Here is a 12,301-nt window from a genome sequence, read left to right on the forward strand (position 1 = left end):
TTGGATCGCCTCCGACGCGAGGTGGAGCCATTGCGTAAGCCGCCTCGCATTCTGGCCATCGACGATGTCGAGGAAAATCTTGAGATCGTCTTCATGCGCTTGGCGGCGCTTGGCTACGAGATCATAACCGCCGCGGACGGCGAGGAAGGATTGGCCAAAGCGCGCGCGGAAAAACCCGATCTGATCCTGCTCGACATCATGATGCCAAGGCTCAATGGCATCTCCGTGCTGAAGGAATTGAAGCGCGATGAAACTCTGGGCTTCATCCCGGTGATCCTGCTCACCGCCAAGGCGGATCGCGCCGACGTCGTCGCCGGTCTCGACGCCGGGGCCGAGGATTATTTGACCAAGCCTTTCGACCAGAGCGCCCTTGTTGCACGCGTGCGCTCCATGCTTCGCATAAAAGCGCTGCACGATCTCGTCCAGGATCAGGCCGCAAAACTCGCCGAGCAGACGAAGGAGCTCGCCTCGTGGAACGCGACGCTCGAGGCGCGGGTCAGCGAGCAGGTCGGAGAAATCGAGCGGATAAGCCGCCTCAAGCGATTTCTATCGCCGCAAGTCGCCGATCTCGTGGCGGCGAGCGACGAGGGGCAAAGCCTCCTTGAAAGCCATCGGCGCGAAGTCACGGTGCTGTTTTGCGATCTGCGCGGATTCACCGCTTTCACCGAGATCGCCGAGCCGGAAGAAGTGATGCATGTCCTGAACGAGTATCATGCGGCTCTGGGGGCGCTGATCGATCGCTATGAGGGCACGCTCGAGCGCTTCGCCGGCGATGGATTGTTGACGCTGTTCAATGATCCGTTGCCGTGCCCCGACCACGCGGAGCGGGCGGTGCGCATGGCGCTCGACATGCAAGACAGCATCAAGACGCTCGCGGTCGGCTGGCGCAAACGCGGGTATGATCTCGGCTTTGGCATCGGCATCGCGCTCGGCTACGCGACGTTAGGCCGGATCGGATTTGCGCGCCGCTTCGATTACTCAGCCGTAGGCAGCGTCACCAATCTCGCCTCGCGGCTCTGCGATGAGGCCAAAAGCGGCCAGACGATCGTCGACGCGCGGGTTTTCCATGCGGTCGAGGAGCTGTTCGAGGCGCGCGCGCTCGAGTCGCTGACGCTCAAAGGGTTTCGCCGGCCGGTCGATGCGTTTGAGATTTTGCGGCTAGCCGGGAGCGCAGAGTAGTTTGGCTCACTTCGCAACCACGCCTAACGCCTTCCCCAGCCAAACGATCTCTTCTTTGAAGTTTGACGCAAGCATATAACCGTACAAAATCAGGCAAATCCCCGCCATTCGGATCAAGGTTGTCGTAATGGGCGAACTCGGCCGCACGGCAGGCAAAATCGCAAAGTTTTGATTGATGAAAGCCTGGAGGTGTTTTGGTCTCAAGAGCGCCCAAACTCCGAGCGCGGCGACGCCGATGCTCACCGCCATCTGAAGAACGAGCATGAGAAGCCCGCGGCTCATGGTTCGCGCCTACTCCACTTTATTTTTCGACTCGTCGCGGTTAAGCTTACCATGCCCATACGCGGAGCGATGATCGATTCGTGCGGACAATTTCACGTGAATGCTCGGCGTCCCGGCGAAGTTGAAGTCCGCCCGCCGCCCCGGCGCGCGCGCAGATCGCCATGGTTCGCCGGACCAAAAAGCGGCGCCGGCCGAAAGCCTTCGCCGGGCGGCTTTACTTCCTTCCCGAAGCCGATACCCTGCGCGGAATCAATGCGCGCGTCTCCTACAGCAACTGTGGATAGAGGCTTTTGGTCTAACTTCGGCCACGGCTCTGAAAGAGCTTGAGTCGACCGCTTCTGACGCTTGTGCGACAGAGCGCTCTTGCTTGAGAACAGTGCCGAAATCGGCGATCAAAACGAGAGGGCCCGCTTTTGAATTCGAGCGAAATCCTGTCTTTCGCCGACGCGAATCAAATCCATCGCGAAGATTCTTTCCGCTGTGAAACTCCTGGCGAGAGCGGGGGCGCCAAACGGCGTATTCTCTGCGTCTTTCCGCGTTATGTCCCCTCGTTCGGCACATTCGAATACGCCTATCCGCTCACTGACGGCGTGCGCGCCTTCATGCCGCCGCAAGGCCTTCTCGTCATCGCCGCCGTCCTGCCCAAAACCTGGGAAGTGCGCTTCATTGACGAGAATATGAAGGCGGCGAGCGAGCAGGATTTCACCTGGGCTGATGCCGTCTTCATCAGCGGAATGCACATTCAGCGCCGGCAGATGGAGGATATCCGCGCCAGAGCCCATGCCCTCGGCAAGGTCGTTGCGCTTGGCGGTCCTTCCGTTTCCGCCTGCCCGGAGCTTTATCCTAACTTCGACTATTTGCATGTCGGCGAACTCGGCGACGCCACCGACGCATTGATAGCCATTCTGGCGCGGGACATGGCGCGGCCGTTGAGGCAGCTCATACTGACGACGAAACAGCGCCGCGAACTCTCGGCTTTTCCCCCGCCCGCCTATAAACTCGCCGAGATCGACCGCTATTTTCTTGGCAGCATCCAGTTTTCGAGCGGATGTCCATACACTTGCGAGTTTTGCGACATTCCCGGTCTGTACGGCCGCGTTCCCCGCCTCAAGACTCATGCTCAAGTCATCGCCGAACTCGACACCCTTCTTGCCTGCGGCGTCAAAGGCTCGATCTATTTCGTCGACGATAATCTGGTCGGCAATCGGCGGGCGCTGCTCGATCTGCTGCCCCATCTCGTCAAATGGCAGAAACGCAACGGCTATGCCGTCAGCCTCTCTTGCGAAGCGACGCTGAACATCGCCCGATCGCCCGAAATCCTCAAGCTGATGCGCGAGGCCGCGTTCGACACGATTTTTTGCGGCATCGAAACGCCGGAACCCGCCGCTTTGAAAGCGATGCACAAGGCGCACAATATGGCGGTGCCAATTCTCGAGGCGGTGCGCGCCATCAATCAACACGGGATGGAAGTCGTCACCGGCATCATCCTAGGCCTCGATACCGACACGCCGGATTCGGCAACGCGGATTCTCGATTTTCTCGAGCAATCCAAGATACCGATGGCGACGATCAATCTGTTGCAGGCGTTGCCGCGCACGCCCCTATGGGATCGTCTGCAGAAAGAAGGCCGCCTCCACGATGAGAATCCCGACCGCGAGTCGAACGTCGATTTCAAGCTGCCTTATGAGGATGTTCTCGCCAACTGGCGCACCTGCATGGAAAAGGCTTACCGTCCCGAAACCCTATTCGCCCGCTATGAGCATCAGATGTCGGAGACCCGGCCAAATCGGCTGAGACGGCCAAAAAGCCGGCAACGACTCTCGCCGCGCAACATTCGCATGGCCGGGGTGATCCTCGCCAAGCTGTTCTGGAAAGTCGGCGTCCGCGGCAAATACAAGCGAGCGTTTTGGAGTTTCGTTTTACCGCGCCTGCTGCGCGGTCAGATCGAGCCGATCATGAGCGTTGGTCTTGTCGCTCATCATCTCATCATGTTCGCGCGCGACGCCTGCTCGGGAAAAAGCAGCGCCTCGCATTATTCGGCGAAAACCCTCGCTCTTCGCCTGCAAGAGCCGCTATCGCAGCAAAGCGCGGCGGAATAGCGCTTCAGACGTCAGCATCCGATCGCGCTTTCCTGAGCTTCGCCCAATAGGCGAGCCGCTCGCGAAGGTCCCGCTCAAAACCTCGATTGGTCGGCGAATAGAGTTTTTGCCGCCCCAGCGCTTCTGGCCAGTAGTCCTGGCCAGAAAAAGCGTCGGGTTGGTCGTGATCATAGGCGTAGTCGGCGCCATATCCCTCGCTCTTCATGAGCTTGGTCGGCGCATTCAAAACGACTTTGGGCGGCATCAAGGAGCCGCGGTCCTTGGCTAGCCCCATCGCGCTTTTGAATGCGACATAGGCGGCATTCGACTTGGGCGCGGTCGCGACATAGATCACCGCCTGGGCGATGGCGAGCTCGCCTTCGGGCGAACCCAGAAAATCATAGGCGTCCTTGGCCGCATTGGCGATGACGAGGGCCTGCGGATCGGCAAGGCCGATATCCTCAACCGCCATCCGCACCACCCTTCGCGCAATAAACAAAGGATCTTCGCCAGCGTCCAGCATGCGGGCGAGATAATAGAGCGCGGCATCGGGATCGGAACCGCGCACCGTCTTATGCAGCGCGCTGATCAGATTGTAATGACCCTCCTGCGCCTTGTCATAGATCGGCGCGCGCCTCTGCACGATCTCGGCCAGCATAGCGGCGTCAAAGATCTCATCGGGGGCGGCGGCGCGCCAGACCTCTTCGGCCAGTGTCAAAGCGGCGCGGCCATCGCCATCAGCCATGCGCACCAGCGCCGCGCGGGCCTCGACATCGAGCGGCAAAGGCTTGCCTTCGAGATTCTCGGCGCGGGCCAGCATTTTCTCGATCGCCTGGGCGTCGAGGGCGCGAAAAACCAGGACGCTCGCACGCGATAACAGCGCCGCATTCAGTTCGAAACTTGGGTTCTCGGTGGTGGCGCCGATCAGCGTGACCGCGCCATCCTCCATGACGGGAAGGAAACTATCTTGCTGCGCCCGGTTGAACCGATGCACCTCATCGACGAACAGCAAAGTGCCCTGCCCCATCGCCCGGCGGCCCCTCGCCTCTTCGAAAATTTTCTTGAGGTCTGCGACGCCGGTAAATATCGCCGAAATCTGGACGAACGCGAATTTCGTCTCATGCGCGAGGAGGCGCGCGACGGTGGTCTTGCCCGTGCCTGGCGGCCCCCAAAAAATCAGGCTGCCGAGCGAACCGGATGCAATCCGCCGCGTCAGCGCGCCCTCCGGGCCGACAAGATGATCCTGACCGACGACCTCCGCGAGGGTTTTGGGGCGCAGGCGATCGGCAAGCGGGTGGGGCGCTTCCTTTTCGAGACCGGCGGCGGCAAAAAGATCAGTCATGTCAGATCCCGAGCGTGGGCCGTTCAGCCGTGCGTGTCCAGCCCTCCGGCGAGGCGCCCGCGGCAGGGAGGACTCATCCCCCCAACACCGTCGTGACGATCTCGCCGCCGCGTCCAATGGTCAATTTCCAATAGTTGTGCCTGTCTCGCACGGCCCGTTCGAGGTCGCGCGTCGTCTGCACTTTCACGTCATTGACCGAGAGAATAACGTCGCCCTTCTGGAAATTGACATCGGCGGCTGTGCTGCCATCTTCGATCTCGCTGATGATGACGCCCTGGCTGACGCCATGCAGCGATAGTTCTTCCATCACAGCCGGCGATAAATTGATCACGGTGGCGCCCGCAAATGGCGAACTGCCCTCGAGCTTGACTGGATCGCGGGCGGGAATTTCCAACGCCGGGGCCAGCATGAGCGTGATGTTTATTGGCGTGCCATCGCGAACAATGGCGAGAGAGGCCCCCCCGCCAAGCGGCTTGGTGGCCATGCGGTAGCCCAAACTCTCGGGATCGTCGACAGTCTGCCCATCGATAGCGGTAATAAGATCGCCTCGTTTGACGCCCGCCTTTTCGGCCGGGCTGGCGGCGGCAACTTCCGTCACTAATGCGCCGGAAGGCCTGTCGAGACCCAAGGAGTCGGCAATTTCCTTCGAGACCACCTGAAGACTGGCGCCGAGCCAGGGCCGGCGCACCTGCCGACCGCCATTTTTTGCGGCGGCGACGACGATCTTGACCATGTTGACGGGAATCGCAAAGCCAATCCCAATGGAGCTGCCCGTTTGCGAAAAGATCGCCGAGTTAATGCCGGCGAGCCGGGCATGCATATCGATCAACGCGCCGCCCGAGTTGCCGGGATTGATCGCGGCGTCCGTCTGAACAAAAAATCCATAGTCGGAAATCCCGGCCTGCGTGCGCGCCAGCGCAGAGACAATGCCCTGCGTCACCGTCTGACCGACGCCGAACGGATTGCCGATCGCGAGCACGATGTCGCCGACCTCGAGCGCGTCCGAATCGCCAAGCTCCATGACCGGAAAATCGCCGCCGCCCTTGAGGCGCAAAACCGCAAGATCGGTGCGCTGATCGCGCAGCACGATATCAGCCTCGAATTCGCGCTTGTCGGAGAGCGCAACTTTGACGTCCGTCATGCCGTCGATGACATGGTAATTGGTGACGACGAGACCTGTTGGGTCGACGATGACCCCCGACCCCAATGAGCGTGAGGTTGAACCGCCAGGGCGGGCCCCGCCGCCGAAGAAGCGCTCGAAAATTGGATCGTCGAATAGCGGATTCTTGGGGCGCTTGTCGATGCGCGAGGCGTAGACATTGACGACGGCCGGCTGCGCCTTTTTGACCACCGGAGCAAAAGATAAAACGATCTCGCTGTTGGTGGTCGGCGCCTGACGCTGAGGCTCCGCCGCAGCGACGCCGGCGAGCAAGAGCGACGTCAACATCAATGCCGCGGGGCGCCGGAAACCGCGCGACAGACAAAAACGTATCGTTGTCATGGATCGATCCACCGCTCGATCAAAGTTGGCCAGAAACGGGCCGGGCGACTGAGCGGACTCCGCAAGAAGCCCTCAAGACGCCCGATCCAACGCGCTTATATATGTGGCCTCGCGCAGCCTTCGCAAAATGTCGAGGGTTCGGCCTAGGCTGACTCGATTAAGCGGCCGCTTCTTCCTCTTGACCGCCAAATACCGGCCCCGAGTCTTTGCCCTTGGCTGTGACGTCACGATCAACGAACTCGATTACGGCCATAGCCGCATTATCGCCATAGCGGAAGCCAGCCTTTAGGACGCGGGTGTAGCCGCCATGCCTATCCTTGTAGCGGGGCCCGAGAACGGCGAATAGCTTGCCGACCAGCGCGACATCCTTGATCTGGGCGATCGCCTGACGGCGGGCGTGCAGATCGCCGCGCTTGCCGAGCGTGACTAGCTTCTCGACGACAGGGCGCAGATCCTTGGCTTTCGGCAGGGTCGTGACGATCTGCTCATGCTTGATCAACGCTTGGCACATATTGGCGAACATCGCCTTTCGATGTTCCTGCGTGCGGTTAAATCGGCGTTTTGCGCGTCCGTGATACATGGCTCTCTCCGTTATTTTTGCGGCCGCCGTGCCAAGGTACGGCCGCTCCTTGTCCCTTCCTCAATTCAGAGGAAGACCGGACCAATTGGATTATGATTCCTAGTAATGCTCTTCGAAACGCTTGGCCAGTTCGTCAATATTATCCGGCGGCCAGCCAGTGACCTCCATGCCAAGATGCAGACCCATCTGGGCGAGAACCTCTTTGATTTCGTTCAACGACTTCCGCCCGAAATTCGGCGTGCGGAGCATTTCGCCTTCGCTCTTCTGGATGAGGTCGCCGATGTAGACGATATTGTCGTTCTTCAGGCAGTTGGCCGAACGCACCGACAATTCGAGTTCGTCGACTTTCTTGAGCAGAGCCGGGTTGAACGCCAGCTCCGGGATCGACGGCGTCAGCTCGACGCGACGCGGCTCTTCGAAATTGACGAAGACGTTGAGCTGGTCCTGCAGGATGCGCGCGGCGAAAGCCACCGCATCCTCCGGCGTCAAAGCGCCGTTGGTCTCAACCTGCAAAGTGAGCTTGTCGAGATCGAGGTTCTGGCCTTCGCGGGTATTTTCGACGCGATAGCTCACTTTTTTCACGGGCGAATAAAGGCTATCGATCGGGATCAATCCGATCGGCGCGTCCTCGGCCCGGTTGTGGTCCGCCGCGACATAGCCTTTGCCGGTGTTGACCGTGAATTCCATGCGGATTTCCGCGCCTTCATCGAGGGTGCAGATGACGAGCCCGGGATTGAGCACCGAAATATCGCCGACCGTCTGGATGTCGCCGGCGGTGACCTTGCCCGGCCCCTGCTTTTTCAAGACCATGCGCTTTGGGCCATCGCCCGGCATCTTGACGGCGATGTCCTTGATATTGAGCACGATATCGGTGACGTCCTCGCGGACGCCGGGGATCGACGAGAACTCATGCAGCACGCCGTCGATATGAACCGAGGTGATCGCCGCGCCCTGCAGCGACGACAATAAAATCCGGCGCAGCGAATTGCCGAGCGTGAGGCCGAAGCCGAGTTCGAGCGGCCCCGCCACGATCGTCGCGAAACGCTTGGGATCGTCGCCCGAAACGACTTCGAGCTTGTTCGGTTTGGTGAGCTCTTGCCAGTTCTTTTGAATCACGAATGCACCTTTCCTCGATGCAAAGGCGCCCATCTGGCGCCCGGCCCTGATGCCGAAATGAACAGCGGGCGAACGACCGCGCGCTTACGAGTTTAGACGCGCCGCCTTTTGCGCGGACGGCAACCATTATGTGGGATCGGAGTGACGTCGCGGATAGAGGTCACGGTGAAGCCCGCCGCCTGCAAAGCGCGCAATGCCGATTCGCGACCAGAGCCCGGCCCCGACACCTCGACCTCCAGCGTGCGCATGCCGTGCTCGGAGGCCTTGCGGGCGCAATCCTCGGCCGCCATCTGCGCCGCGTAAGGCGTCGACTTGCGGGAGCCCTTGAAACCCATGATCCCCGCCGAAGACCACGAAATTGTGTTGCCCTGAGCGTCGGTGATGGTGATCATCGTATTATTGAAGGTCGAGTTAACGTGCGCAACGCCAGACACGATGTTCTTGCGTTCGCGACGGCGAACGCGAGTAGCTTCTTTTGCCATATTTACTTCCTTCAGGCGCGCCCGTAGTGCCAGGCGCTCGGGATTGACCGCTTGCGAAAGCGGAGTTTAAGCCTTGTTTACTTCTTTTTGCCGGCGATGGCCTTCGCCTTGCCTTTGCGAGTGCGCGCATTGGTGTGGGTGCGCTGGCCGCGAACGGGCAGCTGACGCCGATGACGCAGGCCGCGGTAGCAGCCAAGATCCATCAGGCGCTTGATGTTGATCGCCACTTCGCGGCGCAAATCGCCCTCAACCATGTAATCGCGGTCGATCGTCTCGCGGATTTGCAGGATTTCTGCATCGGTCAATTCGGAGACGCGCCGCTCGGCCGGAATATTGACCTTCGCGCAAATTTCCTCAGAATTTTTGGGGCCGATGCCGTGAATATATTGTAGCGCGATGACGACGCGCTTACCGGTCGGAATATTAACGCCTGCGATACGTGCCAAAACCAATTCTCCATGTCGGCCGCCAATGAAAGCATGGCGGCGGTTTGTTTTCCCGCGTCCGGTGGAGGCCGGCTCATGCGGGGCCCAACAAAAATAACTCCGTTGGGGCCACATTAATGCCCCCCGGAAACTTTCGTCTCAGGCTGGAAGAAAGTTCCTTAACTGATCGAGCTCTGTGCGTCAACTCGAGTTTTGATGATCGAGACGCAAATTATGGCGAAAATGCGGCGTCAAGACGGAGCCGCTCGAAAAAGTCCGGGCTTGCAAATTTGCCGAGCGCAGACGCGCGTCCCTCGCTTCGACACGCGCCGGAACTTGGTTTTTGGCGCCGCAAACAACCGGGGGCAAGCCAAAACCGGCTGTTGCATTCGTCGATTGTTTGCGCCATATAGCGCAAAGCCGTCGGCGTCTCAGCCTTCGGTAAGGATGCGGGTGTAGCTCAGTGGTAGAGCACAACCTTGCCAAGGTTGGGGTCGAGGGTTCGAATCCCTTCGCCCGCTCCAGTTAAATCAATGGCTTGGCCGATAGGCCGCTAAGATGACCAATTACTTGGCAACACATTGGCATCAGTAATCTGGCGCTCTGGCTTCGACGAACTTGCCGCGATCGCGGGTCACGATCTCCCAAACCTCGGTTTACGCCTTCCCCCCACCTTTGCGGCAGTGCTTATAGGCGCGAGATCCCGGTTAGCGCGACATCGGCCCTTGACAGTACGGCGCAAGCCATTGATAACACATAGTGTTTAACGCCTTGGCAAGGCGCGGGCAGCGGGGGCCCTGCCGCATGTGGCGTGACCTTGGCCATTGGGCGGGGAAGGCCGGTACCCCACCCCCCGGCCTCCCCCGACCGGTCACCCTCCGATTGGCCTAACCCCGCGCTACCAATTTTCGGTTTGCCAAAATCCCGAGGGAATGCATCGTTCTTTTCGATGCTGGGGAGCGACCAGCTTCAACGGTATTGTGGACATCTGAAATGAAATTTCGCTAAGCCGCGGGAATTTTTTCGGGAAAGCGTAGCGGTCCTAATCGGAATCGTTAGGAACTTTCGGCCCAATGGCTTGTTCGCGCTGCAGCAATCTTTTCGCGCGCCGGATGCCGGTGGTTAGGATTCCCGATATGAAGCTCCCCACGACCCGGGCGACTCGCCCGGGTTCAAGTGCACGAAAGTACGCTGTAGCGGCCGCTGTTGGAGGCGCCGCCCTCGGTGCGCTTGCGCTTATCGCCCGTCGGCAGGCGAGCAACGCCGCTCAGAACCATCCGGCGGTAGGCAGATTTCTCGATGTTGACGGCGTGCGTCTGCATTACGTCGAATGGGGGGTCGGGGAGCCTCTCGTGCTTATTCATGGAAACGGCACACTGATTCAGGATTTCGAAACGAGCGGGCTCATCGACCTTGCCGTCAAAAGCTTCCGCGTCATTGTCTTCGATCGTCCTGGCTTCGGATATAGTTCTCGGCCTAGGGGCACAATCTGGACGCCTTCCGCCCAGGCCGATCTTATAAACAAGGCATTGATGCTACTGGGCGTTGAACGCTGCATTTTGCTGGGGCACTCCTTAGGCGCCTCGGTCGCGATGGCGCTCGCGCTGCAACACCCGTCTTCGGTTAAAGGGTTGGTTCTCGTATCTGGATATTATTATCCGACAGAACGCTTCGACTCAGGCCTCCAGATCGCGCAGGCGTCGCCCATCCTCGGCGATGTCTTGTGTCATACGTTGGCCCCCTTATTGGGGCGCCTTGGGTGGCCTGCTTTAATGCGGAAGATCTTCTCCCCGGCGGCCTGCTCGCGACCGTTCTCGGCGGCCGTCAAAGAAATGGCGCTCCGTCCCTCGCAATTGCGGTCGAGCGCCGCCGACGCTGCTCTCATGGTGCCCACCGCCGTCAAGATGCGGGCTCGATACGGGGAGCTGTCCATCCCGGTGGGCATAGTCGTTGGGGCAAACGACCAGCTGATTGACCCTAAATCGCAGTCGATCCGATTGCATGGCGAGATTTCTGGAAGCTCGATTGATGTGATTTCGGGCATGGGTCATATGGTGCATCACGGCGCGAAAACCGAAGTCATGAAGGCGATCAACGCGGTCGCAGGCATGGCCTGAGGTTTCGGGTTAGGAAACACGCGCCTCTGCGACGGCGTTTTTTGGATTGCTGTCGCTTGCAACACGCCTCGCCGAATCGAGCGGGGATGGTTGCGTTTCAAAGCTTGGGTCTGCTGGTCCGCTATAGCCGTAAAAGTTGGTTATGGTTAGGCGACCATGGCCCAACGCCCGCCCAGCCGCGGCGTCCGCAAGTCTGAAAAACCGACGCCGCTCCCGGGTCGGAAGGTCGGGCGCAAATCCGCCGATTTTGCACCTGGCGGCGATTCGCGTTGCCGAGGACAGCCGATTCGGATGGCCCAAATCAAAGTTCTGCACAAGCCTGAATTAACGGGGAAAGGGTCAATTTCTTCGTTGTGGGATTGAAAAAGATCAACGATTTTGCTCATGCCGAGTCGGTGGCGGGGCTGGCAGCGGTCCAAAGCGTCCAGCCCCACCTACTGCAAAGACCCGGAAGGCAGGAGAGCAGGCTTACAAGCATCTGAGAAATGCTTGTAAGCCACCTCACCTTACTCAGAAAAATCTCCCCGCCAAGTCCAATCGAAAAGCCATCCACACTGAGATTTGACCTTCCGGATACGGAGACCCGGCGCCCTTGCGATGGCCGCAGACTTTTCGTGCTCCGGTCGCAATCGTGCATAAAGATCGCCCCGAGGTTCGCTCATAATTCCTTCATGTGGGCAATCTGCCGCTAATGCCCGCCATCTTCCCGGACACTATTGCGTCGATCATTCGTGCCGTCGGATGACGACGCGAGTCCCGATCTCCGCGCGCAGACGGGGCTGTTCCCGTCCTAGACAAGTCTCACCTTCTGTTTTAGAACAAAGGCGGAACGTAGGCGGGCGGGGGTTAGCATGTCGAGGAAATTTAGGCTCGAAGAGCTATGGCGAGCGTGACCTATTACGTAGCCCTGCCGTTCGTCCTAACTGACGACGGCGAGCTCTTGGCTGGAGAGGCGCAAGAGCGGCAGACTGCCGGCGCAGTTGTCCGGGAGGCTCAACGAATGGCTGGCAGAGTAGCCGGCGCCGTCGCATTCTCCCGCACAGGCGATCCGGCAACAGGGGAGTTCGAAGACGCTATCGTGATCAAGCGTTTCGGCAACGTGCCCGAGACGGACGCTCTACTCGGTGCGCACTGAGAGGCGGCAACGGTAGGCCTGTGGGCAATATCTCGGCTCGGCGAGCCGTAATGACGTCAACCCG

11 protein-coding genes and 1 tRNA gene are annotated in these 12,301 nt (G+C 59.8%); 5 read left to right on the forward strand and 7 right to left on the reverse strand.

Features of this window, described 5'->3' with window-relative positions:
- The first annotated feature begins 30 nt into the window (after window positions 1-30).
- The gene (locus WDN46_00775; GenBank protein MEJ0092014.1) at window positions 31-1,179 is read left to right on the forward strand and encodes a response regulator; all 1,149 of its coding nucleotides are present in this window, start codon (window positions 31-33) and stop codon (window positions 1,177-1,179) included.
- 6 nt (window positions 1,180-1,185) lie between these two features.
- On the opposite strand, the gene WDN46_00780 is transcribed toward WDN46_00775, so the two are convergent.
- Window positions 1,186-1,461 (reverse strand): hypothetical protein, encoded by a 276-nt coding sequence (locus WDN46_00780; protein ID MEJ0092015.1) that lies wholly within the window; start codon window positions 1,459-1,461, stop codon window positions 1,186-1,188.
- 518 nt (window positions 1,462-1,979) lie between these two features.
- Here WDN46_00780 and WDN46_00785 point away from each other — a divergent pair.
- Window positions 1,980-3,560, forward strand: a complete 1,581-nt coding sequence (locus WDN46_00785; protein ID MEJ0092016.1) for a B12-binding domain-containing radical SAM protein — start codon at window positions 1,980-1,982, stop codon at window positions 3,558-3,560.
- Window positions 3,561-3,564: 4 nt separating this feature from the next.
- Here WDN46_00785 and WDN46_00790 read toward each other — a convergent pair whose 3' ends face one another.
- The 6 genes from WDN46_00790 to rpsM form a co-directional block, all read right to left on the reverse strand.
- A complete protein-coding gene (locus tag WDN46_00790; protein MEJ0092017.1) occupies window positions 3,565-4,881 on the reverse strand; it encodes a replication-associated recombination protein A in 1,317 nt (438 codons plus the stop codon).
- 73 nt (window positions 4,882-4,954) lie between these two features.
- Window positions 4,955-6,382 carry a DegQ family serine endoprotease gene (locus tag WDN46_00795; protein MEJ0092018.1) on the reverse strand — a complete coding sequence of 476 codons (1,428 nt, stop codon included), beginning with the start codon at window positions 6,380-6,382 and terminating at the stop codon, window positions 4,955-4,957.
- Between the two features lie 157 nt (window positions 6,383-6,539).
- On the reverse strand, window positions 6,540-6,962 hold the full coding sequence (gene rplQ, locus WDN46_00800) for a 50S ribosomal protein L17 (GenBank protein MEJ0092019.1): 423 nt from the start codon (window positions 6,960-6,962) through the stop codon (window positions 6,540-6,542).
- Window positions 6,963-7,061: 99 nt separating this feature from the next.
- Complete coding sequence (locus WDN46_00805; GenBank protein MEJ0092020.1) at window positions 7,062-8,111, reverse strand: DNA-directed RNA polymerase subunit alpha; 1,050 nt, start codon at window positions 8,109-8,111, stop codon at window positions 7,062-7,064.
- A gap of 59 nt (window positions 8,112-8,170) precedes the next feature.
- Window positions 8,171-8,560 (reverse strand): 30S ribosomal protein S11, encoded by a 390-nt coding sequence (gene rpsK / locus WDN46_00810; GenBank protein MEJ0092021.1) that lies wholly within the window; start codon window positions 8,558-8,560, stop codon window positions 8,171-8,173.
- 77 nt (window positions 8,561-8,637) lie between these two features.
- Entirely contained in the window at window positions 8,638-9,006 is a 369-nt protein-coding gene (rpsM, locus tag WDN46_00815; GenBank protein MEJ0092022.1) for a 30S ribosomal protein S13, read from the reverse strand.
- Between the two features lie 428 nt (window positions 9,007-9,434).
- Between rpsM and WDN46_00820 the strand changes: the two genes are divergently transcribed.
- From WDN46_00820 to WDN46_00830, 3 genes are all read left to right on the forward strand, one after another.
- Window positions 9,435-9,509 (forward strand) — tRNA-Gly (locus WDN46_00820).
- 612 nt (window positions 9,510-10,121) lie between these two features.
- Window positions 10,122-11,102, forward strand: a complete 981-nt coding sequence (locus WDN46_00825; GenBank protein ID MEJ0092023.1) for an alpha/beta hydrolase — start codon at window positions 10,122-10,124, stop codon at window positions 11,100-11,102.
- 880 nt (window positions 11,103-11,982) lie between these two features.
- Complete coding sequence (locus WDN46_00830) at window positions 11,983-12,237, forward strand: hypothetical protein (GenBank protein ID MEJ0092024.1); 255 nt, start codon at window positions 11,983-11,985, stop codon at window positions 12,235-12,237.
- Window positions 12,238-12,301 lie beyond the last annotated feature (64 nt).

The organism is Methylocella sp. (genome assembly GCA_037200525.1).
Lineage (GTDB): Bacteria > Pseudomonadota > Alphaproteobacteria > Rhizobiales > Beijerinckiaceae > Methylocapsa.